Raw genomic sequence first — 24,611 nt, forward strand, 5'->3', positions numbered from 1 at the left:
CACAGTGCCTGGCGGCGGTGGCCGGCGAGGCTGGCGAGCGCGCCGGCGCCCGCCAGCCTGCGCAGCGTGCCGCCGTCGAGCCCGGTGCGCAGCGCGAGGTCCTGCGTATCGGCAAAGCGGCGTTCGTGGCGCGCTGCCACGATGCGGGTGGCCGCATCCCGGCCCAGGTCATGGATCATGCGCAGCCCAAGGCGCACGGCCGCTTGTGTAGCAGCTTGAGCGGCATCGGCTGTGTCCGTGCTGGCGGGCGGGACGGCTTCGAGCGTGCAGTCCCAGTCGCTGGCGCATACATCGGCCGTGCGCACCTCGACGCCATGCCGGCGTGCGTCCTGGATGAGCTGCGAGGGGGAATAGAAACCCATCGGCTGGCTGTTGAGCAGGGCGGCCAGGAAGGCGGCGGGCTCGAAGCACTTCATCCACGCCGAGGCGTACACCAGCAGCGCGAAGCTGGCAGCGTGCGACTCGGGAAAGCCGTAGCTGCCGAAGCCTTCGATCTGCTGACACAGGCGTTGGGCAAAGTCGGCGTCGTAGCCGTTTTTCGCCAGCCCGGCGAGGAGCTGTTCGCGATAGCGCTCGAGTTCGCCCTTGCGCCGCCAGGCGCCCATCGCTCGGCGCAGCTGGTCAGCCTCGCCGCCGGTGAAGCCGGCGGCCACCACCGCCAGCTGCATCACCTGTTCCTGGAAGATCGGCACCCCGAGCGTGCGCGCCAGTACGCCGCGGATCTCCGGGCGCAACCCATCCATGGGGTCCTCGCCGCGCGCGTCGCGTTCGCGCGCGTGCAGGTAGGGATGGACCATGCCGCCCTGGATCGGGCCGGGGCGCACGATGGCGACCTCCACCACCAGGTCGTAGAAGCGGCGTGGCCTCAAGCGCGGCAGCATGGTCATCTGCGCGCGCGACTCGACCTGGAACACGCCGATCGAGTCGGCGCGCGACAGCATCGCGTACACCGCGGGCTGCTCGCGCGGGATGCTCGCCAGCGTCAGTGCCTGCCCGCGCCAGGCCGACACCAGGGCCAGGCCGCGGCGCAGTGCGGACAGCATGCCGAGCGCGAGCACGTCGATCTTCATCAGGCCGACGGCGTCGAGGTCGTCCTTGTCCCACTGGATCACGGTGCGTTCTGGCATGGCGGCATTCTCGACCGGCACCAGTTCGTCGAGCCGGCCGCGGGCGATGACGAAACCGCCGACATGCTGCGACAGATGGCGCGGAAAGCCGATGAGTTCCTCGGTGAGTGCGACCAGGCGCCGGGTGACCGGACTGGTGGGGTCGAAGCCCGCTTCCTGCAGGCGCTCGGGCAGGATGCGACGGCCGTCGAACCAGTGGTGCTCGCGCGTCAGGCGCTCGATCTGCGCCTCGTCCAGGCCGAGGGCACGGCCGACGTCGCGCAGGGCGCTGCGCGCCCGGTAGCTGATTACGGTGGCAGCCAGCGCCGCGCGTTCGCGGCCGTACTTGCGGTAGATGTACTGGATGACCTCCTCGCGGCGGTCGTGCTCGAAATCGACGTCGATGTCGGGTGGTTCGTTGCGCTCGCGCGAGATGAAGCGCTCGACCAGCATGATGCCCAATGTCGGATCGACCTCGGTGATGCCCAGAGCCCAGCACACCACCGAATTCGCCGCCGAGCCGCGGCCCTGGCACAGGATGCCCACGCTGCGGGCGAAGCGGACGATGTCATGCACGGTGAGGAAGTAGGGCTCGTAGCCGAGCTCGACGATGAGGGCGAGCTCGTACTCGATCTGCCGGCGCACCTGGGGTGGGGCAGGGTCATCGGCAGCGGCGGGCGGCAGCTCGCCCGCCGCGGGTTCGGCGACGGCGTGGCCGGCCTGTCCGCGGTAGCGCCAGCACAGCCCGCCTTCCACCAGCCGACGCAGCCAGCTCGCCGGAGTCTCGCCTGCGGGGACGAGCTCGGCCGGGTACTCGTAGCGCAGTTCGTCGAGGCTGAAGCTGCAGCGTGCGGCGACCGCGAGGGTCTCGGCGAGCAGAGCGGGGGGGTAGCGGCGGGCGAGGGTGTCGCGATCGTGCAGGCGCAGCTCCGCATTGGGGGCGAGTGCGAGTCCGGCCTCGGCGACGCTGCAGTGCAGGCGCAGCGCGGTCATCACGTCGGCCAGTGGACGGCGCGCGGCGTCGTGCATGAGTGCGGCGCTGGCGGCGACCGCGGACACACCGGTGGTGCGAGCGATGCGGCGCAGCAGGGTGATGCGGGCGCGGTCGCGGCCATCGAGCCGCACCGTCACCGTCAGCCAGCTGCGGCCGGGATAGCAGCGCGCCAGCCACGCGGCATCGGCCGCCAGCGCCGTGCTGGCAGCGTCAACGCCGGTGCGGGGCGGAAATGCCGCCGGCGCGACCAGCAGCGCCAGGCAGTCGGTCTGCAGCCCCTCGCGGCAGGCAGCCTCGACCATGTTGCGGGTGAGGTGGTAGCGCCCCTTGTCTGCTGCGCGCCGGGCCTGGGTGATGAGGCGAGACAGCTGGCCATAGCCGGCGCGCGTGGCGGCCAGCAGCACGATGCAGGGGCCGTCGGCAAGTTGAAGCTCGCTGCCGATGATCAGCTGCGGCCGTGCGTCGGCAGGCAGGGCTTGCAGCGCACGGTGGGCACGTACCACGCCCGCGAGCGAGCATTCGTCGGTGAGGGCGATGGCGGTGTAGCCGAAGGCCGCCGCCTGCGCCACGAGCTCCTCGGGGTGCGAGGCGCCGCGCTGGAAGCTGAAATTGCTGAGGCAGTGGAGTTCGGCATGTTGCGGAGTCACAGGTTGACTGTAAAAAAATACAGCTTCAGGCGCAAGCGCGCGCCCTGCACCCAGGGCGTCGTCCGCTGGCAGCCTCGTCTTTGCTGTCGCGGAAACCGGGCGGGCCCGGTACACTCACGCGCTTTGGCCGGCGCTGTCGCAGGCCGAGTCTGCAGATCATTTTCGGGCCGATATGGCCAGCAAGGAGTTTTCGATGCGCTTCGAGATGACCCGCGCCGCACTGTTCGGCGCCCTGGCACTGGCATTTGCGCTGGGCACGCCAGCCCATGCGCAGCAGAAGTCGGTGGCCATCACCGCCATCGTCGAGCATCCGGCGCTCGACGCCGTGCGCGATGGCGTCAAGCAAGGCTTGGCCGAGGCGGGTTTCGAAGAGGGCAAGAACCTCAAGTGGCAGTACCAGAGCGCGCAGGGCAACACCGGCACGGCGGCGCAGATCGCGCGCAAGTTCATCGGTGACCGCGTCGACGTCATCGTCGCCATCGCCACGCCTTCGGCCCAGGCCGTGGCTGCGGCAACGCGCAACATCCCGCTGGTGTATTCCGCAGTGACCGACCCGGTCGCCGCCAAGCTGGTGCCGTCGCTGGCCGCATCGGGCACCAACGTCACGGGCGTGTCCGATGCGCTCGAGCTGGACAAGCAGATCGAGCTGATCAAGCGCGTGACGCCCGAGGCCAAGCGTGTCGGCATGGTCTTCAACCCGGGCGAGGCCAACTCGGTGGTGGTGCTCGAGCGCATGCGCGAACTGCTGCCCAAGTACGGCATGAGCCTGGTCGAGGCCGCCGCGCCGCGTTCGGTTGACGTCGGCTCTGCCGCGCGCAGCCTGATCGGCAAGGTCGATGTGTTCTACACCAGCACCGACAACAACGTGGTGTCGGCCTATGAGGCCCTGGTCAAGGTCGGCATGGATGCCGGCATCCCGCTGGTGGCTGCAGACACCGACAGCGTCAAGCGTGGCGCCGTCGCCGCCTATGGCATGGACTACAAGGCGCTCGGCGTGCAGACCGGCCACATGGTGGCGCGCATCCTCAAGGGCGAGAAGCCGGGCGACATCGCCTCGGAAACCAGCAACAGGCTCGACCTCCATGTGAGCCCGGCCGCCGCCCGTCGCCAGGGCATCACGCTGTCGGAGGCGCTCATCAAGGACGCCGCCCAGGTCGTCGAGTAAGCGGCTGCAAGCCCGGTACGCGACTGCCGCGGTGCAGTCGCCCCGGGTGTTCGCGGCGGGGTTTCCTCGTCGCCCATCCTCAAACGGTTATTTCCCATGTCGCTCTACACCTTGCTCGGGGCACTGGAGATCGGCCTGATCTTCAGCCTGGTCGCGCTGGGCGTGTACATTTCCTTCCGCCTGTTGCGCTTCCCTGACCTTACCGTCGATGGCAGCTTCCCGCTCGGCGGCGCCGTTGCCGCGACCATGATCGCAGCCGGCCAGGACCCCTTTACCGCCACCATTGCCGCCACGCTGGCAGGTGCCGCGGCTGGCATGATCACCGGCTGGCTCAATGTGCGCCTCAAGATCATGGATCTGCTCGCCAGCATTCTGATGATGATCGCGCTCTACTCGATCAACCTGCGCATCATGGGCAAGCCCAATGTGCCCTTGATCATGGAGCCGACGGTATTCAACCTGCTCCAGCCCGAGGCGCTGGTGGACTACGTGTTCCGCCCGCTGCTGCTGGTGCTGATCGTGATCGTCGTGAAGCTGGGGCTCGATGCCTATTTCTCCACCCAGACCGGGCTGGCCATCCGCGCCACCGGTTCCAACGCGCGCATGGCGCGCGCGCAGGGCGTCAACACCGGGCTGGCGGTGCTCGCCGGCATGGCACTGTCGAACGCGCTCGTCGGCTTGGCCGGGGCGCTGTTCGCGCAGACCCAGGGCGGGGCCGACATCTCGATGGGCGTGGGCACCATCGTCATCGGCCTGGCGGCGGTGATCGTGGGCGAGAGCCTGCTGCCTTCGCGCAAGCTTTACCTGGCGACGATCGCGGTCATCGTCGGCGCCATCGTGTATCGCTTCTTCATCGCGGTCGCGCTCAACTCCGACTTCATCGGCCTGCAGGCGCAGGACCTCAACCTCGTCACCGCGTTGCTCGTCACCGTCGCGCTCGTGGTGCCCAGGCTGCGTGCCCACTGGTCCGGCAGGAAGGGAGGCTGACATGCTCAACGTTCAGGATCTGCGCCTGACCTTCAACCCCGGTACGCCGATCGAGACCCAGGCCCTGCGCGGCATGTCGCTCGAGATCCCGACCGGGCAGTTCGTCACCGTCATCGGCTCCAACGGCGCTGGCAAGTCGACCTTCCTCAACGCCGTCTCCGGCGAGCAGAAGGTCGACAGTGGCAGGATCGAGATCGACGGCATCGACATGACCCGGCAGCCGGTGTGGGCGCGGGCGCGCCACGTCGCCCGCGTGTTTCAGGATCCGCTCGCGGGCACCTGCGAGGACCTGACCATCGAGGAGAACATGGCGCTCGCCAGCATGCGCGGCGAGCGTCGCGGCTTCTCGTTTGCCGTCAAGCCGGCGCTGCGCGAGGAGTTTCGCGCTCAGCTCTCGACCCTTGGCCTCGGCCTGGAGAGCCGCCTGTCCGATCGCATCGGCCTGCTCTCCGGCGGCCAGCGCCAGGCAGTGAGCCTGCTGATGGCGGCGCTGCGGCCGTCGCGCCTGCTGCTGCTCGACGAGCACACCGCAGCGCTCGATCCGCGCACCGCGGCCTTCGTGCTCGAGCTCACCGTGCGCATCGTCGCCGAGCACAAGCTCACCACGATGATGGTCACGCACTCCATGCGCCAGGCGCTCGACGTCGGCCAGCGCACAGTGATGCTGCATCAGGGCAGGGTAGTGCTCGACGTGGCGGGCGAGGAGCGCGAGGGCCTTGACGTGCATCACCTGCTGGCGATGTTCGAGAAGGTGCGCGGCGAGGAAATCGACGACGACAAGCTGTTGCTGAGCTGAACGCCTGCACGGATGCCGATGCCCGAAAGGCTCGCGACTTGCGTCGCGCCTACGGCACCCCGCGGCGCGCATCGCCCCCATGTGGGAGCGGCGCGAGCCGCGAGGGGTTGAAGGCGATGGGGCTTGAGGGCGGCCGCGAAAGGCTCGCGACTTGCGTCGCGCCTACGGCACCCCGCGGCGCGGCAATCGCTTAGAATCCGCGCTTCGCTCAAGCATCCAGTTTCCTTTTCGCCATGTCCCAAGCCATTGCCTCCCGTCCTGTCCGCACCCGCTTCGCACCCAGCCCGACTGGCTACCTGCACATTGGTGGCGCGCGTACCGCGCTGTTCTCCTGGGCTTTTGCCCGTCGCCATGGCGGAACCTTCGTCCTCCGCATCGAGGACACCGACGTTGCCCGCTCGACGCCGGAGGCGGTGCAGGCCATCCTCGACGGTATGGACTGGCTGGGCCTGGCGCATGACGAAGGTCCGTTCTATCAGATGCAGCGCATGGACCGGTACAAGGAGGTCATCGGCCAGATGCTGGCCGCCGGCACCGCCTACCACTGCTACATGTCGTCCGAGGAACTCGACGCTATCCGCGAGGCGCAGCGCGCCCGCGGCGAGAAGCCGCGCTATGACGGGCGCTGGCGCCCCGAGGCGGGCAAGGCCCTGGCGCAGCCGCCCGAAGGCGTGCAGCCGGTGGTGCGCTTCCGCAATCCGACCGATGGCGTGGTGGCGTGGGACGATCTCGTCAAGGGGCGCATCGAGATCGCCAACGCCGAGATGGACGACTTCATCATCGCGCGTGCCGACGGCACGCCGACCTACAACTTCTGCGTGGTGGTGGACGACTGGGACATGGGCATCACCCATGTCATCCGTGGCGACGACCACGTGAACAACACCCCGCGCCAGATCAACGTGCTGCGCGCGCTCGGCGCCGAGGTGCCGCTCTACGCCCACCTGTCGATGATCCTGGGCGATGATGGCACCAAGCTCTCCAAGCGCCACGGTGCGGTGAGCGTGATGCAGTATGACGACGACGGCTACCTGCCCGAAGCCGTGATCAACTATCTGGCGCGCCTGGGCTGGAGCCATGGTGACGACGAGGTCTTCAGCCGTGATCAGTTCGTCGAATGGTTCGATCTCGACCATATCACCCCCTCGGCGGCGCAGTTCAATACCGAGAAGCTGAACTGGCTCAACGCGCAGTACATCAAGAAGGCGGATGACGGCTTTCTCGCTGCCGAAGTTGCCAACCGCCTCGCTCGTCGCGGTGTCAATCCCGAGACCGGGGTGGCGCTCGAGGCCGTGGTGGCGCTGTACAAGGACCGTGTCGCCAATCTCAACGAACTGGCGGACTCGGCCGAGCTGTTCGTGGCCGATGTTCATCCTGCACCCGAGGTGATCGGGCAGCACCTGACCGACGCTGCGCGTGCTGCGCTGGTCAGCCTGCGTGCCCGCCTTGCCGGCACCGACTGGAACAAGGCTGCGCTGTCGCAGGCGATCAAGGACACGATGGCCGAGCATGGCCTGAAGATGCCGCAGGTGGCCATTCCGCTGCGGGTGGCCGTGCTGGGCGTGCCGCAGACGCCGTCGATCGATGCGGTGCTCGAAGTGCTTGGCCGCGAGCGCGTGCTGGCGCGCCTGGACCGCCATCTGTGACCGAGGCTTTCCGCGGCGGTTGAGCGTCGCGCTTCAGCGCTGCTGGCGGCGGGGGCGAAACTCGCTGCCGACCCAGCGCGCGAACTCGATTCTGGTGCAGCGGCCGGTACGATCCAGGCCGCGTCCGGCGACGACCCGATAGATGACGATGTCTTCGTCCGGGTTTGCCGAGCGGTGCTCGTCGATGATCTGGCGCACGGACCATTGTTGTCCCGGGCGGTCGTTGCAGTAGAAGTGACCGGCCTTCACCTGGGGCAGTCTGCTGTCGGCGCTGGATTGCGCGATTGCGAGCGCGCGGTGGACGACCTGGCGAAGTTCGTCCGTGCCGACGTCCAGCACGACATTGAGCTCGTCCATTGCCTTGCGTACATGTTCGTCGCCGGGCAGTGGGTAGCCGCCACCGCCACGCCCAGGGGGCAGCGGTGCGTAGTGGGTGAGGCTGGCCGGATAGCGCCGCCAGGGGAAGGGATAGTTGAAGAGGATGGCGGTTGCGCCCAGGATCAGGCAGTTCAGGCCGACCGGATAGAGGGCATAGGCAAAGCCGAGGTCGTGGATCGCCGGGCCGCCGACGACTGCAGCCAGTGCGGTCGCACCGCCGGGCGGATGTATGCAGCGTGCCAGGTGCATGACACCGATCGCGCCGCCCACCGCTGCCGCGCCGGCCAGCGTCGGGTCGGGGATGATGAGCTGGCTGAGCACGCCGACCAGTGCCGACAGCATGTTTCCGGCCAGCAGGGGCCAGGGCTGCGCGAACTGGCTGTGCGGCGCGGCGAACACGATCACCGCAGCAGCGCCGAGCGAGGGCACCACGAACACGGCCGCCTCGCTGCCCACCATGCCCTGCGTGAGCGCGACCACGATCGCGATTCCGAGCAGGCCTCCGAGACTTGCCACCCAGGGCTCGCCGCCATGCTGGCTGCTGTGTGGAATGCCTGCGAGCTCGTGCATGCGCTCGCGTATGGCGGTCAGTCTTCGTGTCGATGACATTGCTGCTTGGTGGTGTCGGTGATCGGTTTTTCGCCCGGTTCTACTTCGTCAGGCGTTCGTACAGCTTGACTGCCGTGTCCACGTAGCGCAGCAGGCGGTCGCCCTCGGCCAGCAGCAGGCGCGCGTGGCGGTTCCTGTTCATCCGCGAGGGGTCGGGCGCGAGCGCGGCGCTGAAACGCTCCCACTGCTGCGCGACCTCGTCGAGCTGGGCGATGAGCTCCGGCAGCCGGCGACTGCCTTGGCGCAATTCGTCGAGGTTGGCGTCGAACTCGACGATCGATGCGCTGATCTGGTCGTCGATCTCCTCCTGCGTGTCGACCAGTTCGCGGAACAGGAACAGCTTGCCGATGCGCTGCGACAGCATGCGGTTCCTTCCCGCAACGTTCACATAGCGTGCGTCGGGCGTACCGGCGCACTGCGCAGCCACGCTGGTGAGGTGGTCCGCGACGTTGAGCACTGCTTCGCTGAGGCGGAACAGCTTCAAGCGGTCCTGGGCGGTGGCTGCAGTCGATAACAGGGCTTGGCGATAGGCCGGCCAGGTGCTCAGGACAGCCGCCAGAGGTTCCTCCAACGCCGCTTCCAGTGGCAGTTTGCGCAGACGAGCCAAGGTGCGTTCGAACTCGCCGTCGAACTGGCGCAGGCGGATCCGGGCATCAGCGGGTGCGATCTCCCACACCAGCCGGGCCGAGGCGATGGCCAGCTGCTGCGAAAGGAAGCGAAGGCGACCGCAGAGGTTGATCAGCGCCCCGGGCGGGAGACCGTTACGCATGTCCGTGGCCGTGCGCCGTGTCTTGCGCGCAAAGCTCAGGCGATGGCCGGCGTCACCGAGCCCGGTATCGAGCAAGGCCGCATGCTGGATGTGGAAATTGCGCTTGTCGACCACGAGCACCCCCTGGTCGATCAACTGGCGCAGGCTGCGCGAGAAGGCCTCTGGCGTGAGTCCCACCTGAGATGCGATCACCTTCTTGGTGGCATTCAGCGTGACGGTGCTTTCTCCTGCCAGCCTGCCCGGCTCGCCGGCTTGCTCGAGAAGGTAGTCGAGGATGCGCTGGGCGCCAGTGGTGCTGCGATGATGCCCCCGGCTGTCGGTTTCCGTTGCCGACAGGCGACGCGCGAGCGCTTCGATGATCGATGCGCTCAAGGCCGGTTCGGCGCTGATCATCGGCCGCAGCACGCGCATGTCGATCGCAACGAGAATGCAGCGGCTGCTGCTTTCGCACGAGGAGCGGTAGTGCGTTGCGCTGAAGGTCTCACCGAGGTTGAGCAACTGAGGGCCCTGGACGACTTCGATGGCCCGCCGGCCACCATCCTCGAGTGGCTGGAAGCGCACCACGCTGCCGCTGCACAACAGCCTGGCGTCGCGCACGGGCTCGCCGCTGCGATACAGGCTTGCGTGGCTGGAGAGTTCCACGAGGCGCCCTGCGCGCTCGAGTTCTTCGAGGCGTTGGGGTGACAGTCCAAAAAAGATGGCACAGCGGGACAGGAAGTCCCGTTGTGCCCAAGTACCGCGTCGTAACCGTGTGTTCAAGTGATTCAGGCCTTTTGTCCGTTGTCCGACCGGCGGTGCCGGCACCAGAGGCCGGTCGGACATCGTGCCCCCCGGGTAGCCTCGATATTAATAGACGTCGTGCTGGGTGTTATAGACGTTGAACTTGCCGGTGGGCGTGATCAGGCGCGGGTCGCGGATCACGGCCTTGAGCTTGCGCGTCCGGTCATCGACCACGACGATGGCCGATTCCTGGTCCGCACCGTTCCACACCGAGAACCAGACCTCGTCGCCCGCCTTGTTGTACTCGGGCTGAACGACGCGCTTGGGGCCGGCCTTGATGCCCGACCAGTCGCCGATCGGGATCAGCTCGTAGCCCTTGTCGATGTTGTCGATGTCCCATACCGCAACCGCCTGGCTGATCTTCTCGTCGGGGTTGAGCGTGGTGTCTACCCACAGATTCTTGGAGGTGGGGTGCGTCTTCAGGAACAGTGAGCCGCCGCCCAGGCCCTTGAGCGTGCGCACGACCTTCCAGGCGTTGTCCGGGTGCTTTTCGGGGTCGGTGCCGATCAACGAGATGGTTTCATCGCCGAGGTGGCCGGTCGCCCACACCGGGCCGTACTTGGGATCGAGGAAGTTGGCACCGCGGCCCGGGTGCGGCACCTTGCCCACGTCCACCAGTTTCTCGAGCTTGCCTTCCTTGGTGTCGATGACGGCGATCTTGTCCGAGGCGTTGGCTGCGTCCATGAAGTAGCGATGCGAGGACTCGAAGCCGCCGTCATGGAGGAAGGGCGCGGCCTCGATCATCTTGATGCTCAGGTTCTCGAGGTCGCGATAGTCCACCGAGTACACCATGCCGGTTTCCTTCACATTGACGAAGAACTCCGGGTTGAAGTGCGAGGAGATGATGGCGGCCACGCGCGGTTCGGGGTGGTAGTCCTGGGTGCCGACCACCATGCCGCGGGTCGACACGATCTTGCGCGGTTGCAGGGTGTCGCCGTCCATGATCACGAACTGGGGCGGCCAGTAGGTCCCGGCGATGGCGTACTTGTCCTCCCAGCCCTTGGCCTTGGAGCTCTCGACCGAGCGTGCCTCGAGGCCGACCTTGATCTCGGCGACAGTCTCGGGCTTCTCCATCCACAGGTCGATCAGGTTGATCTTGGCGTCGCGGCCGATCACGAACAGGTAGCGGCCCGACGCCGACATGCGCGAGATATGCACCGCGTATCCGGTCTCGATGATGCTCACGATCTGCTTGCTGTCGCCGTCGATGAGGGCGATCTTGCCGTCATCGCGCAGCGTCACCGAGAACAGGTTCTCGAGCTTGAGGTCGTTCATTTTCTTCGTGGGGCGCTTCTCCACCGGGATCACGACCTTCCACGAGGCTTCCATTTCCTTGAGGCCGAACTCGGGCGGGGCGGGCGGCGTCTGCTGGATGTAGCGTGCCATCAGGTCGACTTCGTCGTCGGTGAGCACGCCCGAAGTGCCCCAGTTGGGCATGCCGCCCGGCGAGCCGTACTTGATGAAGACCTTGAGGTAGTCGAGTCCCTTCTCGAGGGTAAGGTCAGGCGTCAGCGCCTTGCCGGTGGCACCCTTGCGCAGCACGCCGTGGCAGCCGGCGCAGCGTTCGAAGAAGATGCGGCTGGCTTTGTCGAACTCAGGCTCCGACATGCGCGGTGCGAGCGGGTTGATGTCATGGTGCATCGGCACCTCGGCCAAGGGCGAGGCTGCAGCCTGATATTCCTTCATTGCTGCGTCACTATGGCCGGCCGGAGCCTCGGCGAAGGCCGCCTGGCAGGCCAGAGCCAGGGCCGAGATTGCAATGGCGCGAAGATGCTTGGAACTTCCTACGATCATGATGTGCTCACCCCTGTGAAAGTTGCTTCGGTGGCGCACTCTTGCAGGCTGAAAGTTCCCTGCTTTGATCGACATCAATATTTTCGGACCCCTAGTGCTGGCGCGGTTTCTATCGATTTGCGTGCTTGATGATCATCAAGCACGCAAATCGCGGCGACAAAAAAGCCCCGGCAGGCCGGGGCTTGAAGCGGGGCGCTGGTACGCCTGGTCAGGCTGCCTTGCGGGTGCGTGACGCGGTGCTTGTGGCGGGCACGATGACCTCCAGCGGGTTGACCTTGCTCAGCTTGCCGGCCTCCTCGAACATCGACTGCATGGTTCGTTGCAGGTCTGCAAACTGGCGGGAACCCACTTCGACGACCTCGCTTTGCGTCTGCACGCAGAGCTCACTCACTTCACGCAAATAGCTGGTGAGGTGCTCGAAGCCCTTGCTCTGGGTGACGCCCTGTGTCGCGAGTGCGCTGCGCAGGTCGCCCGATTCGAGCTGTGCGCCACTGTTCGAAGCCAGCTCGCACAAGGTGCGTGCGGTGTCGAGGTTGAGTGCGAGCAGTTTCTCCGCGGCGGAGAGGGTGATCTGTGCGTAGGCCTCGAGGTGTTCGATGCTGGCTTGGGCGTTTGCCGAGAATTTCTCGACGTTGGGTTGGTGGATCATGAAGGCCTCCGGACGGTCGTTGCAGGAAAGTGCTTGTTCTGGCGATGCTATATGAATGCGCGTTGCGCACCCATACCCGCTTCGCGCTGTTCTGCATACCGTGAACCCGGTAGCCATCGGCCAGGGACGGACGCCGGCAAGGTCAGGGCAGGCGAGAGAGCTCGCCTGCGGTGCTTGGGCTGATGCCGTTGGTGATCGCGTAACGTGTGAGTTCGGCGACATTGTGCAGGTCGAGCTTGCGCATGATGTTGCGCCTGTGCACCTCGACGGTGGACGGGGCGACATGCAGGCGTTCGGCAATGCGCGGTGAGGTGTAGCCCTCGGCAATGAGCTGGAGCACCTGGCGTTCGCGCGCGGTGAGGCGGGGCAGCGCGGTCTCGAGGCTGTCGCGGTCTCGCAGGGCGCCTGCAACTGCCCCAGCCACATCGGGGCAGATGTAGCTACGGCCCTGCTGCACCGTGCGGATCGCACGCAGCAACTCGTCGCCAGCCTCTGACTTGGTGATGTAGCCGCTGGCGCCGGCGTTGAGCAGGTCCATGACGAACTGGCGGTCGGCGAAGGCCGAGAGGCCGATGACACGAACGCCAGGGTGGCTGGCACACAGCCTGCGGGTTGCCTCGATGCCGTTCATGCCCGGCATGGCGACGTCCATGCATACGAGATCCACCTCTTGGCGGGCGACGACAGCGAGGACTTCGTCGCCACTCGCCGCTTCGGCGACGACCTCCAGGCCGTTGTCACGGGCAAGCAGGGCACGCAGGGCGTGGCGGAACATCTGGTGGTCATCGGCAAGCACGATACGAAGCTTCATGATGGTCGCTCCGTCAACAAGTCAGGTGCGGGATGGAAACCTGTATGGCAGTGCCTTCTCCAGGCTTGGTCATCAGAACGAACTGGCCGCCTGCCAGCTCCACGCGTTCGCGCATCGTGATCAGCCCAAGTCCGGGCGTGCTGCCCGGTTGTCCGAGCAGGGCAAGCTCGAAGCCTACGCCGTCGTCCACGATGGACAGGCGCGTGCGCGTCGGCTCGCGCTCGAGCCCGATACGAACCTGCCCGGCGCATGCGTGCTTGGCACAGTTTGTCAAAGCCTCCTTAACCAGCCTGAACAGCAGGGTCTGGGCCTCGGCGGCGAGTCCGGGCGCTTCGGCACCGGCCGTTGTCAACACCACATCGAGCCGTGTGCGTTTTCTGAACGCTTCGACATATTCCCGCAGCGCAGGTTCGAGACCTGCGTAATCGAGTGTGGCCGGACGCAGGTCGGTGCAGATCTCGCGGATGCCTGCGGTGGTGTCCGCCAGCAGTGCGTCGACGTCCTCCAGCAGCGTTCCGCACGCTGCGCGCACTTGTGTGGGCAGGCTGTCGGCGAGGTTGGCGAACAGGATGCGCAGCGCGGCGAGGTTCGGACTGGCGCGGTCGTGGAGCGCGCTTGCAAGCTGGCGGCGTTCGCGTTCCTCGATCTCGATCATGTGGCGGGACAGTTCGGCCAGGCGGGCGAGCTGGCGGATACGCTCGGCCTCGAGGCGTTTGCGCGTGGTGATGTCCTGTACCGTGCCGTAGAGTCTCACGACGCGACCGCTTGCGTCCTTGTGCGGCTCGATGACGGTGAAGTGGTGACGCTGCTTGCCCGAGGGCAGCAGCACCTCTTGCTCCAGCGAACAACGATCGCCGGTGTCGATTGCGTGCCAGAAGAGGTCGCGGGTGCGATCGAGCGAGCTCGGTGTGTAGTAGGACAAGACCTCGTTGATGTCCGGTTCGCCCAGGTGCTGAGGGCGCTCGAGCATGCGGAAGAGCTCGCGCGACCAGGTCATCCTTCCGCTGTCGCGGTCGAGTGTCCAGTCGCCGACCTGGGCAAGGCGTTGCGTCGTTGCCAGCCGCCATCCGGTCAGCTCGAGCGCGGCCCGCAACTCGGCGATGTTGCGGCCGCTCATTCGGCCGTACGCCCCGGGCGCGGCGGACGGAGCAGGAAGCGGCCCGGATCGAGTGCCTCCCAAAGGTCGCGCTCGAGCGGCAGTGGTTCGGCGCACAGCGCACTGGCGAGGCTCTCGGCCGCCAATGTCGTCCACACCAGGCCGCGTGCGCCGTAGCCTGACAGCACATGCAGTCCCGCCTGGCGTGCCAGACCTGCGAGTTCGGCCCGTGGCGCGGCTGTCCCGTCCGCAGGGAGGGCGCCGATCATCGGTAGGCGGTCGGGGGAGGCCGGGCGGAAACCCACACGGCCGCGCAGCGCAGTTGCGTCGAGGCCATGGGTGAAGCCAGGCAGCATGGCTTCGAGCTTGCCGAGGTTGTCGGCATGGTCGCGGGCGCGAAGCGCAGGCTCGCTGTCATCGACGTCGAAGGTCGCACCCGCGCAGCGCAGTCCGTCGATCTCCGGACTTACGTAGCCGCCGCGGCACACCACGACGCGCGGCGGGCTGGCACTGGCAGCAGGCAGCAGGGACACCTGTCCGCGGGCACTGACCACCGGGAGCCGCATGCCGGTGTCCAGTTCGAGTACGCCGACGCCGGCCGCAAGGATGACCACCGGCGCCGCCGCAATCAGCCGGTGCTGGTCGTCGTAGGCGTGCCATAGCCCGCCCTGGCGCTCGAGCTGAGTCAGCTTGCGGCCGAAGTGCGTGTGCAGGCTTTGCCCGCTTGCGGCCAGGTTGGCCGCGCACAGGCTGGGCGGCTGCACCCAGCCGCTGCCAGCGAACCACCATCCGCCCGCGGCGACGGTGCAGCCGGCGATGCGTGCGGCAGCGTCCGCGTCGACGTGGCTCAGATGCGAGGCGGGCAGGCCCAGGCGTTCGACCACCGCCTGCATCTTGGCTGCTTGCGCGCCGTCGCGTGCAAGGTGGAGCACGCCGCAGGCGTCCGCCTGCACGGCGAGGCCGCGCGCGCGCAGGCGCGCGATGTGCGCCCAGCCATGCAGCGTGCCGGCGCGTGTGAGCCGGCTCATGCGGTTGTCGTCCAGGCTGGGTAGCGGGCGCAGCACGCCTGCAAGGTTGCCGGAGGCGCCGTTTGCGGGGCCTGCTGCCTGGTCGATCAGTTCGATCGTCCAGCCCCGTGCGGCGAGGCGTTCGGCCATGCTGCACCCAGCCAGCCCCGCGCCCACGATGAGCGCATGTCCGCGTGCTGGCAGTGCCTGTTCGTCCGTCTGCGAGCGCGTCTCGCTGTTGGCGAGGATGCCGCACAGCATCTGGCGCTTGCCGCCGAAGCCTGCAGCCTTGCGGACCTCGAAGCCGGCGCGGCGCAAGCCTTCGCGGACTTCGCCCGCCACCGACCACGTGGCAAGCGTGGCGCCCGGTGCGGCCAGGCGGGCAAGCAGGTGAAAGATGCGCGCTGACCAGAGCTCAGGGTTGCGTGCGGGCGAGAAACCGTCGAGATAGAAGGCGTCTGCACGGGCTAGCAGCTGGGCCAGGCCCTCGCGTGCATCGCCGAAGTAAAGCGTCAGCGTCACCTGGTCGTTGTCCAGGTGCAGGCGGTGCAGGCCCTGCGTCAGTGCGGGCCATTGCGCGCGCAAGGCGTCCGCTTGTGCGGCAAGTTGTGGCCAGCGCGCATGCACGCGGGCAAGGTCTTCGGTGCTGAAGGGGTGCAGTTCGCAGGAGACGAAGTGCAAGCGTTTGCAACGCTGCGGGTCGGCTCGCCATGCGGCCCAGGTGGCGAGAAAGTTGAGTCCGAGTCCGAAGCCGGTCTCGAGGATGACGAAGTGTTCGCGGCCCTGCCAGCGTTCGGGCAGGGCGTTGCCGGCCAGGAACACGTGCTGCGCCTGGCCGAGCGCGCCATCGGCCGAGTGGTAGATGTCGTCGAAGGTGCTGGAGTAGGGAACGCCGTCGGCGCTGTGCTCGAGGCGGGCGGGGATGATCGGCATTGTGCGGCGGCGAGGTGTTCCGGCGCAGGGCCGGCGTCAAGGTGGTGTTTGAAAGCGTGTAATGGTAGCTTGCGCGCCGTTCAATTTCGATTCGCCCTGGTAACGCCATGTCCGCACTCAAAGCGCTCGTCGAATCTTCCCGATTCCAGAAATTCATCATCGCGGTGATCGTCATCAATGCGATCACACTCGGCCTGGAGACCTCGCCCACCGTGATGGCAGCGGCCGGTAGTGCGCTGGTCATGCTGGACCGTGTCGCGCTCGCCATCTTCGTGCTCGAGATCGTGCTCAAGCTGGTCGTGTATCGGCACAATTTCTTCCGCAGCGGCTGGAACGTGTTCGATTTCCTGATCGTGGGCGTCACGCTGCTGCCGGTGGGCGAGGGCGTGTCGGTGCTGCGTGCGCTGCGCATCCTGCGCGCGCTGCGCCTGATCTCGGTGGTGCCGTCGATGCGCAAGGTGGTCAATGCGCTGCTGCGCGCGATCCCTGGCATGAGTTCCGTGCTGACGCTGCTGCTGCTGGTGTTCTACGTGGCCGCGGTGATGGCGACCAAGCTCTTTGCAACCGACTTTCCGGAGTGGTTCGGCAGCATCGGAGCGTCCTTCTACACCCTGTTCCAGGTGATGACGCTGGAGTCATGGTCGATGGGGATCGTGCGCCCGGTGATGGAGGTGCATCCGCTTGCATGGCTGTTCTTCGTCGTCTTCATCCTGACCACCACTTTCGCGGTCCTCAACCTGTTCATTGCCATCGTTGTGGACGCGATGAATACCAGCGATCATGCCGAGCAGGAGGAGACCCGCGAACTGGTGGTAACCGAGCATGAGCTGGTGATGGCGGAGCTGAAGGCCTTGCGCACGGAACTCGCCGAGTTGCGCGCCGAGCGCGGCGGTGCTGCTCCGGCAAGCGGCGATCAGGCGCTGGCGAGCCGCCTGTAGGCGCGCAGGCGCACTTCGGCGCCAAGCGCGAGTCGCGTGAGCGCCGCTGCGCGTTCGCGCCCGGCGGGGCTGGTGCGGTAGAGGTGCGGAGTCATTGTCAGCAAGTCGGCGATGAGTGCAGCGCCTTCGAGCTCGAAGTCGAAGGCCAGGCGGCGTTGCTCGATCAGCTCGAAGCCTGCAGGTGGCGCATCGTCGAGCATGCGCTCGGGCTTGATACTCGGGTAGATGATCTCGCGCAGCGCGAGCAGGTGGCTCGGGCCGGTGTCGAGTTGCAGCAGTATGCCGCCGGGCCTGAGAACGCGCGCGAACTCGGCATGCACCGGGAAGCCGAAAAGGCACAGCACGGCATCGAGCGTGCCCGGCAGGATCGGCAACCGGGCATTGCTGCCCACGATCCAGCACGTGTGGGGATCCCGCCGCGCGGCGGCCAGCACTGCCCATTTCGAGATGTCGAGGCCGACGAGACTCAGGTTGTGGGCCTCGCCGACGGATTCCGCTACGCAGCGCAGGTAGTAGCCCTCGCCACAGCCCGCGTCCAGGCAGGCAAGCTCGTCGGTGTGCGCAGCGCCAAGCTCGATCAGTGCGGCGGCGACTGCATCGGCGATGGGACGGTAGTGGCCGGCCTCGAGGAATCGCCGCCGTGCAGCGACCATCTCCTTGCTGTCGCCGGGGTCCTTCGAGCGCTTGTGTTGCACCGGCAGCAGGTTGATGTAGCCCTGGCTTGCGATGTCGAAGCTGTGGCCCGCCTCGCAACGCCAGCAAGCGCCCCCGTGCTGCAGCGGTGCGCCATCAAGTGGGCAGGCGAGCGCAGTGAAGGGCGCGCGGGCGAAGCTCACATCAGTGCCCCCAGAAAAGCACCAGCAGCAAGCCGCCCAGCGCGAGCCGATAGATCACGAAGGGCAACATGCCGATGCGGTCGAGCAACTTCAGAAAGACGTGGATGCACAGGTAGGCACTGATTGCCGACAGCACCACCCCCCAGGCCATTGCCGACCAGTCCACGGCATGTTCTTCCCGGACAAGGTCGAGCGCACTCAGGCCACCGGCGAGGACGATCACCGGAATCGACAGCAGGAAGGAGAAGCGCGCAGCCCCCGAGCGTGACAGTCCGAGCAGAAGCCCAGCGGTCATCGTGACCCCTGAGCGCGAGGTACCGGGGATGAGCGCCAGGGCCTGTGCGCAGCCGATGAGCAGGATGTCGCGGCGGGAAAGCGCATGTTCGCTGCGAGGCTGGGCGACCTTGCGGCCATGCAGGTCGGCGACCCAGAGCAGCAGGCCGAAGCCGATCGTGGTCCACGCGATGACCAGCGGTGAGCGCAGCGCCTGCTCGATGAAGCCCTTGAACAGCAGTCCGGCGAGTCCGACCGGGATGGTGCCGAGGATGACTGCCCAAGCCAGGCGGCTGTCGCCGACGCGCTGCCTGCGGACGAGCGATGCGGCCCAATCCTTCGTCATGGCGGTGATTTCGTCGCGGAAGTACCACACCACCGCAACCAGAGTGCCCAGGTGCACGGCGACGTCGAAGGCAAGACCCTGGTCGTCCCAGCCAGCGAGCCTTGGGAACAGGATCAGGTGCGCCGAACTGGAGATGGGCAGGAATTCAGTGAGGCCCTGGAGGATTGCAAGGATGACGATCTGGATGAAATCCATCGGGGGCCCTTACCGGTGGTGTGTACGGGAGTGCGGCGCTCACGGCAAGGTGCCGTGGCGCCTGCACGCGATCGGGCGTGATGCGTGCTCAGTCGCTCATTCCATGCGCATTTGCGGGAAGAGGATGACGTCGCGGATTGACGGCGAGTCGGTGAGCAGCATCACCAGGCGGTCGATGCCGATGCCGCAGCCGCCGGTCGGGGGCAAGCCGTACTCGAGCGCGCGGATGTAGTCGGCGTCGAAATACATGGCTTCCTCGTCGCCGGCCTCCTTGGCCTCGACCTGCGCACGGAAGCGCGCGGCCTGGTCCTCGGGGTCGTTGAGCTCGGAGAAGCCGTTGGCGATCTCGCGGCCGACGATGAAGAGCTCGAAGCGCTCGGTGATCTCGGGGTCGGTGTCGGAGGCGCGTGCCAGCGGCGAAACCTCGACCGGGTAGTCGATGATGAAGGTCGGCTCCCACAGTTCGGCTTCGGCACAGGCTTCGAAAAGCTGCAGCTGCAGGCTGCCCAGGCCGCCCGGCTTCACCTTTTCGCCGAAGTCCTTGATCTTCTGCTTGAGCCACGCCGCGTCCGCCAGCTGCTCCAGCGTGAAGCCCGGGTGGTACTTGCGAATTGCCTCGACGATGGTGAGGCGGTGGAAGGGCTTGGAGAGGTCGAGCTCACGCCCCTGGTACACGAAGGATTCGGTGCCCAGCGCCTCGCGTGCGGCGTGGCGGATCAGGCCTTCGGTGAAGTCCATCAGCGTCTTGTAGTTCGCGTACGCCTCGTAGAACTCCATCATGGTGAATTCGGGGTTGTGGCGCGGGCTGAGGCCTTCGTTGCGGAAGTTGCGGTTGACCTCGAACACCTTCTCGAAGCCGCCCACCACCAGGCGCTTGAGGTAGAGCTCGGGCGCGATGCGCAGGAACAGCTCCATGTCGAGCGCATTGTGGTGGGTGGTGAAGGGCTTGGCTGCGGCGCCACCCGGGATCGGGTGCATCATCGGCGTCTCGACCTCGAGGAAGCCGTGGCCTGTCATGTAGTTGCGGATCGACTGCACCATGCGGCTGCGCGCCACGAAGGTGAAGCGCGACTGCTCGCTCATGATGAGGTCGACATAGCGTTGGCGGTACTTCTGCTCGACGTCGGTAAGGCCGTGGAACTTGTCCGGCAGCGGACGCAGGCTCTTGGTGAGCAGGCGGATCTCGCTGGCCTTGACCGACAGTTCGCCGGTCTTGGTCTTGAACACCGTGCCGACGCAGCCGACGATGTCGCCGATGTCCCAGGTCTTGAACTGTGCATACACGTCCTCGCCCACGCCGTCGCGCTGCACGTAGAGCTGGATGCGGCCCGACAGGTCCTGGATGGTGACGAAGCTCGCCTTGCCCATCACGCGCTTCAACATGATGCGGCCGGCCACCTTGACCTCGACCGGCATGGCTTCCAGCGCCTCGGCGTCTTTCTCGCCATACAGCTCGTCGAGCTTGCCGGCGGTGTTCTCGCGTGAGAAGTCGTTGGGGAAGGCACGGCCGCTCTGGCGCCAGGCAGCGAGTTTCTCGCGACGCTCGGCGATCAGGTGGTTTTCGTCCTGCGGCGGGGTGTTCGTCTGGTCGGACATGGTGTGGATTCGGGTCGGATGGAAATTCGTGGGCGCCGGCGCGGTGCCAGCGGCAAAGGCGTGATTGTCGCAGGCGGAGGGGGGGCAGGGCAATTGCGGCAGGGCAGCGTTGCCATCCCCTTCTGCCAGAGGGAGGGGGCAGCCGCGGGGTGACGGTGGCGCGGCAACGGGGCGTGCATTGTTTCTCGGAAATATTTCGCGAACCGCCCTAAAGTGCGTGCTCTGCACTCCGATAGTGGTATCACCGATCCTATTCGTCCCAGGAACCAGGAAATGAGCAGTTTCCGCGAGCTATACGAATCCGTCGAAAAGACGTTCTGGAACTCTCTGACCAAGAAGCTCAGCAGCTTCCTGTTGCTGCCGCTGCTGAACCTCTGCTACCTCGTCCTGTTCTGGTGGCAGTCGGCCGAGATCGAGCGTCTCATTGCACGAGGGCCCGAGGCAGCGGCCGGCATTACGGCGATGCTGGACAAGGGCTTCGTCATTGCGGTCTTCCTGAGCGCCCTTGCACTGGTGATGACGGTCGGACACATCCTCTACATGCGCCACCTGATCGTGCGTCCGGTGCGCGCCATCTGTGGCGTGTTCGAAGAGATCGCGCGCGGCGAAGGTGACTTCTCGCGCAACCTGCCGGTGAGCAGTCATGACGAACTCCGCGACCTGGCCCTCGGTTACAACCGCTTTGCCGACCGCATGCGCGAGATCATCGGCGAAGTGCGGAACATGAGCGTGAAGATTGCGCGCGAGGCCGTGCAGGTCAAGCTGCGCATCGAGGAGTCGGCCGCAGGCGCGCGCGAGCAGGAGCGCATGACCACTCAGGTTTTCGAAACCAGCACCGCCTCCACCGCGGCGATTGATGACGTCTCCCACAGTGCGCACCAGATCACCGACTCGACCAACGCCAACCTTGCCATTGCGCGTGACTCGCTGGTCGAGATGCAGGAGATTGCGGGCAAGATCAACACCGTCAGCGACAAGGTGCTCAGGTTCAACACCACGGTGGACGACCTGTCCACGCGTTCGGAGAGTGTCAAGCAGATCGCCGTGCTGATTCGCGAGATCGCAGACCAGACCAATCTGCTGGCGCTCAATGCCGCGATCGAGGCAGCGCGTGCCGGCGAGGCGGGGCGTGGCTTTGCCGTGGTCGCGGATGAGGTGCGCAAGCTGGCCGAGCGCGTCAACAAGGCCACCGAGGAGATCGTGGGCAACATCAATGGCATGCTGGGCCTGGTGGCGAACACCCGCAGCGAGAACGAGATCATCAATGTCGACGTGCAGGATACGCGGACGGTGGTCGAGCGCTCTGCGCGTCAGTTCGAGCACATGGTCGGCGAGTTCGAAGCCACGGGACAGCAGCTGAGCCAGATCGCCAGCGCGATGGAGTCGTTGAGCAGCACCAATGCCCGCGTGCACGAGAGTGTCACCGCCATCAACCAGCTGTCGGCCAAGGTTGGCGAGCAGATGCAGGACAGCGAGCAGCGAACGGTCGGGCTGACCAAGGCGACCGAGGCGGTACAGGAACTGGTGTCGCGCTTCAAGATCGGCCGCGGGACGTTTGACCAGGTGGTCGACCAGACCCGCATCTTCCGCGACCGCATCCAGGAACAGCTCGAGCAGATGGCGGCCAACCACGTCGATGTCTTCGATCGTCGCTATACGCCGATGGCCGGCACCAACCCGCCCAAGTTCAAGGTGAGCTGGGGCGAGGAGTTCACCCGCCGCTGCCAGGCCATCCTCGACGGCAGCCTCAATGCCGCGCAAGGCGCAGCGTTTGCCGTGGCGGTCAATACCGACAGCTACCTGTCGACCCACAACAGCAAGTTTTCCAAGCCGTTGACCGGCAATTACGAGGCTGATCTGGTCGGCAACCGTACCTGCCGCAAGTTCGACCGCCCACCCGAGCTGCGCGCGGCGCGCAATACCGAGTCGATGTTGTTGCAGACCTATCTGCGTGACACCGGCGAGGTGCTGTGCGACATCGCCATGCCGATCATGGTGGGTGGCCGGCACTGGGGCAATGTGCGGGTCGGTGTGCCTGCCGAATCCCTCATCGCCGACTGAACTGAATACCCGCATGGGGCATGCCGGCAGCAAGACGGCTTGCCCTGTGGGACTGCGGCGGCGTATAGTCCGCCCCGTATCGAACGGGAGCGCCTGGATGAGTCCTCATCCGGGTGTGAAACGGGAAGTCCGGTGAAGCGAGGCCATAGGCCCGCCATTCCGGCGCAGCCCCCGCTGCTGTAAGCCTGACGGTGCCATCAATCAATGCCACTGGAGCACACTGCTCCGGGAAGGCGATGGCAACCGGACGAAGGTGAGCCAGAAGACCGACCCGCTCGATCAGACAGGTAAGTGCCCCGGGGTGCGGGCAAATGCCGACTGCTTGAGCGGATCCATGATCCGCCCGCGTCCTGCCCGATCCGAGTCTCTGCGGTATCGCACGCGTTCATGCTGTCGCCATTGTTTCGCCCTCCGCTTACACCTTGGAAGACTTGGAGCGCGGAACGATGGATGAGAACAGGAAGCACAGCCACAATGAACGCATGCAGCGCAAGAAGGAGGTGGTCGATGCGGCCATCGAGCGCGCGCAGGAAGAACGCGGCATCGTCATCCTGATCACCGGCAACGGCAAGGGCAAGACGACCTCCGCCTTCGGCACCCTCTATCGTGCACTCGGCCATGGCCAGCAAGCGGGCGTGGTGCAGTTCATCAAGGGCACCCATGCTACCGGCGAGGTGGCCTTCCTGCAGCGCAACCCGGGCGCCTGCGCCGTGCGCTACCACGCGATGGCCACCGGCTTCACCTGGAACACGCAGAACTGGGACGCCGACAAGCGCGCCGCCGACGAAGCCTGGGCGCAGGCCGTCGCCATGCTCGCCGACCCGGCGCTGAGCCTCGTCGTGCTCGACGAGCTCACCTACATGCTCAAGTACAACTACCTCGACACCGAACAGGTGCTCGCCGCGGTGCGCGCGCGCCCGCCGAAGCAGACCGTGATCATTACCGGTCGCGCAGCCAAGCCCGAACTCGTCGACCTGGCCGACACGGTCAGCGAGATCGCCGACCGCAAGCATGCCTTCAAGGCCGGGGTGAAGGCCCAGGCCGGCATCGACTTCTGAGCGCCTGGCGCTTGCCTGCCGCACACATCCTGCGATCACACCGTCGCGCCCCCGGAGCATCCCGATGAGCATTCGCCCCAAGATCCCCGCCACCATCGTCACCGGCTTCCTCGGCAGCGGCAAGACGACCCTGCTGCGCCACATCCTCGCCCATGCGGGCGGGCGGCGAATCGCCGTCATCGTCAACGAGTTCGGTGAACTCGGCATCGACGGTGAGATCCTGCGCGGCTGCGGCATCGGCTGCGAGGATGAGGGAGGCGAGCGTGCTGGCCAGCTCTATGAGCTGGCCAACGGTTGCCTGTGCTGCACCGTTCAGGAGGAGTTCTACCCGGTGATGCGCGAGCTCATCGCACGCCGCGACGACATCGACCACATCCTCATCGAGACCTCCGGCCTCGCCCTGCCCAAGCCGCTGGTGCAGGCCTTCAACTGGCCCGAGATCCGCAACGCCTGCACCGTGGACGCGGTGATCACCGTGGTGGACGTGCCCGCCGCCGCGGCCGGCCAGTTCGCGGCCAACCCGCAGGCGGTGGACGCGCAGCGCCGAGCCGACGCCAACCTCGACCACGAGTCGCCGCTGCACGAGCTTTTCGAGGACCAGCTGTCGGCAGCCGATCTGGTGATCCTGTCCAAGACCGATCTTGCCGACGAGACGGCACGCGCTACCGTCGAGGCCCTGGTACGCGAGGAACTGCCACCTGCAGTGAAGGTGGTCGCGAGCGAGCACGGGCGTATCGACCTCGAGCTCGTCCTTGGCCTGGGCGCTGCCGCCGAGGACAACATCCACCTGCGTGCGAGCCACCACGACCATGAAGAGGGCGACGCCCACGACCATGACCACGACGCCTTCCAGTCGGTCTCGGTCGAGCTGCCCGCGGTCGATCGCGAGCGCCTGCTTGCCATCCTCCATGATCTGGTTCAGGCCCACACCATCTATCGCATCAAGGGCTTCGTGGCCCTGCCGGGCAAGCCGATGCGCCTGGTCGTGCATGGCGTCGGCCGGCGCTTCGACAGCTACTTCGACCGGCGCTGGCTGGCGGACGAGACGCCGCGTACCCGCCTGGTGCTGATCGGCGAGGACCTCGACGCCAGCGCTCTGGCGGCTGCGCTCGCCGTTGCCGAAGCGGTCGAGACCGCCTGA

At 66.5% G+C, this 24,611-nt stretch carries 19 protein-coding genes and 1 riboswitch; of the genes, 8 read left to right on the top strand and 11 right to left on the bottom strand.

The window, feature by feature from the left end; translation table 11 throughout:
• Positions 1-2,747: error-prone DNA polymerase (locus C662_RS09185; RefSeq protein ID WP_002927798.1), on the bottom strand; the 2,747-nt coding region annotated here is incomplete at its 3' end.
• 172 nt (positions 2,748-2,919) lie between these two features.
• On the opposite strand from C662_RS09185, the gene C662_RS09190 reads away from it, so the two are divergent.
• The 4 genes from C662_RS09190 to gltX all read left to right on the top strand — a co-directional run bounded on the left by C662_RS09190 (position 2,920) and on the right by gltX (position 7,341).
• The gene (locus tag C662_RS09190; protein ID WP_002927800.1) at positions 2,920-3,912 is read left to right on the top strand and encodes an ABC transporter substrate-binding protein; all 993 of its coding nucleotides are present in this window, start codon (positions 2,920-2,922) and stop codon (positions 3,910-3,912) included.
• Between the two features lie 96 nt (positions 3,913-4,008).
• The gene (locus tag C662_RS09195) at positions 4,009-4,899 is read left to right on the top strand and encodes an ABC transporter permease (protein ID WP_002927806.1); all 891 of its coding nucleotides are present in this window, start codon (positions 4,009-4,011) and stop codon (positions 4,897-4,899) included.
• A gap of 1 nt (position 4,900) precedes the next feature.
• Entirely contained in the window at positions 4,901-5,695 is a 795-nt protein-coding gene (locus C662_RS09200) for an ABC transporter ATP-binding protein (protein ID WP_002927808.1), read from the top strand.
• Positions 5,696-5,928: 233 nt separating this feature from the next.
• A complete protein-coding gene (gltX, locus tag C662_RS09205; RefSeq protein ID WP_002927810.1) occupies positions 5,929-7,341 on the top strand; it encodes a glutamate--tRNA ligase in 1,413 nt (470 codons plus the stop codon).
• A gap of 33 nt (positions 7,342-7,374) precedes the next feature.
• On the opposite strand, the gene C662_RS09210 is transcribed toward gltX, so the two are convergent.
• The 7 genes from C662_RS09210 to mnmC form a co-directional block, all read right to left on the bottom strand.
• Positions 7,375-8,289, bottom strand: coding sequence for an HPP family protein (locus tag C662_RS09210; RefSeq protein WP_002927811.1), 915 nt, complete (start codon positions 8,287-8,289; stop codon positions 7,375-7,377).
• A 79-nt stretch (positions 8,290-8,368) separates the two neighbouring features.
• The gene (locus C662_RS09215) at positions 8,369-9,739 is read right to left on the bottom strand and encodes a type IV pili methyl-accepting chemotaxis transducer N-terminal domain-containing protein (protein ID WP_002927813.1); all 1,371 of its coding nucleotides are present in this window, start codon (positions 9,737-9,739) and stop codon (positions 8,369-8,371) included.
• 204 nt (positions 9,740-9,943) lie between these two features.
• Positions 9,944-11,671 carry a nitrite reductase gene (locus C662_RS09220; RefSeq protein WP_002927815.1) on the bottom strand — a complete coding sequence of 576 codons (1,728 nt, stop codon included), beginning with the start codon at positions 11,669-11,671 and terminating at the stop codon, positions 9,944-9,946.
• 208 nt (positions 11,672-11,879) lie between these two features.
• Complete coding sequence (locus C662_RS09225; RefSeq protein ID WP_002927817.1) at positions 11,880-12,320, bottom strand: phasin family protein; 441 nt, start codon at positions 12,318-12,320, stop codon at positions 11,880-11,882.
• Between the two features lie 142 nt (positions 12,321-12,462).
• Complete coding sequence (locus tag C662_RS09230) at positions 12,463-13,131, bottom strand: response regulator (RefSeq protein ID WP_002927820.1); 669 nt, start codon at positions 13,129-13,131, stop codon at positions 12,463-12,465.
• A gap of 13 nt (positions 13,132-13,144) precedes the next feature.
• Positions 13,145-14,248, bottom strand: a complete 1,104-nt coding sequence (locus C662_RS09235; RefSeq protein WP_002927822.1) for a PAS domain-containing sensor histidine kinase — start codon at positions 14,246-14,248, stop codon at positions 13,145-13,147.
• Complete coding sequence (mnmC, locus tag C662_RS09240; protein ID WP_002927826.1) at positions 14,245-16,167, bottom strand: bifunctional tRNA (5-methylaminomethyl-2-thiouridine)(34)-methyltransferase MnmD/FAD-dependent 5-carboxymethylaminomethyl-2-thiouridine(34) oxidoreductase MnmC; 1,923 nt, start codon at positions 16,165-16,167, stop codon at positions 14,245-14,247. The genes C662_RS09235 and mnmC overlap by 4 nt, the downstream gene beginning before the upstream one ends.
• A gap of 107 nt (positions 16,168-16,274) precedes the next feature.
• Between mnmC and C662_RS09245 the strand changes: the two genes are divergently transcribed.
• A complete protein-coding gene (locus tag C662_RS09245; protein ID WP_002927827.1) occupies positions 16,275-17,105 on the top strand; it encodes an ion transporter in 831 nt (276 codons plus the stop codon).
• On the opposite strand, the gene C662_RS09250 is transcribed toward C662_RS09245, so the two are convergent.
• From C662_RS09250 to lysS, 3 genes are all read right to left on the bottom strand, one after another.
• Positions 17,081-17,941, bottom strand: a complete 861-nt coding sequence (locus C662_RS09250) for a putative RNA methyltransferase (RefSeq protein ID WP_002927829.1) — start codon at positions 17,939-17,941, stop codon at positions 17,081-17,083. The genes C662_RS09245 and C662_RS09250 overlap by 25 nt on opposite strands.
• A gap of 1 nt (position 17,942) precedes the next feature.
• The gene (locus tag C662_RS09255) at positions 17,943-18,755 is read right to left on the bottom strand and encodes an undecaprenyl-diphosphate phosphatase (protein ID WP_002927834.1); all 813 of its coding nucleotides are present in this window, start codon (positions 18,753-18,755) and stop codon (positions 17,943-17,945) included.
• A gap of 96 nt (positions 18,756-18,851) precedes the next feature.
• Positions 18,852-20,351, bottom strand: a complete 1,500-nt coding sequence (lysS, locus tag C662_RS09260; protein WP_002927836.1) for a lysine--tRNA ligase — start codon at positions 20,349-20,351, stop codon at positions 18,852-18,854.
• 273 nt (positions 20,352-20,624) lie between these two features.
• Between lysS and C662_RS09265 the strand changes: the two genes are divergently transcribed.
• The 3 genes from C662_RS09265 to cobW all read left to right on the top strand — a co-directional run bounded on the left by C662_RS09265 (position 20,625) and on the right by cobW (position 24,611).
• A complete protein-coding gene (locus tag C662_RS09265) occupies positions 20,625-22,412 on the top strand; it encodes a methyl-accepting chemotaxis protein (RefSeq protein ID WP_002927838.1) in 1,788 nt (595 codons plus the stop codon).
• A 68-nt stretch (positions 22,413-22,480) separates the two neighbouring features.
• Positions 22,481-22,701, top strand: a riboswitch (cobalamin riboswitch).
• A 157-nt stretch (positions 22,702-22,858) separates the two neighbouring features.
• The gene (gene cobO / locus C662_RS09270; protein ID WP_002927840.1) at positions 22,859-23,470 is read left to right on the top strand and encodes a cob(I)yrinic acid a,c-diamide adenosyltransferase; all 612 of its coding nucleotides are present in this window, start codon (positions 22,859-22,861) and stop codon (positions 23,468-23,470) included.
• Positions 23,471-23,534: 64 nt separating this feature from the next.
• Positions 23,535-24,611, top strand: a complete 1,077-nt coding sequence (cobW, locus tag C662_RS09275) for a cobalamin biosynthesis protein CobW (protein WP_002927842.1) — start codon at positions 23,535-23,537, stop codon at positions 24,609-24,611.

The organism is Thauera sp. 28, from assembly GCF_000310145.2.
Lineage (GTDB): Bacteria > Pseudomonadota > Gammaproteobacteria > Burkholderiales > Rhodocyclaceae > Thauera > Thauera mechernichensis.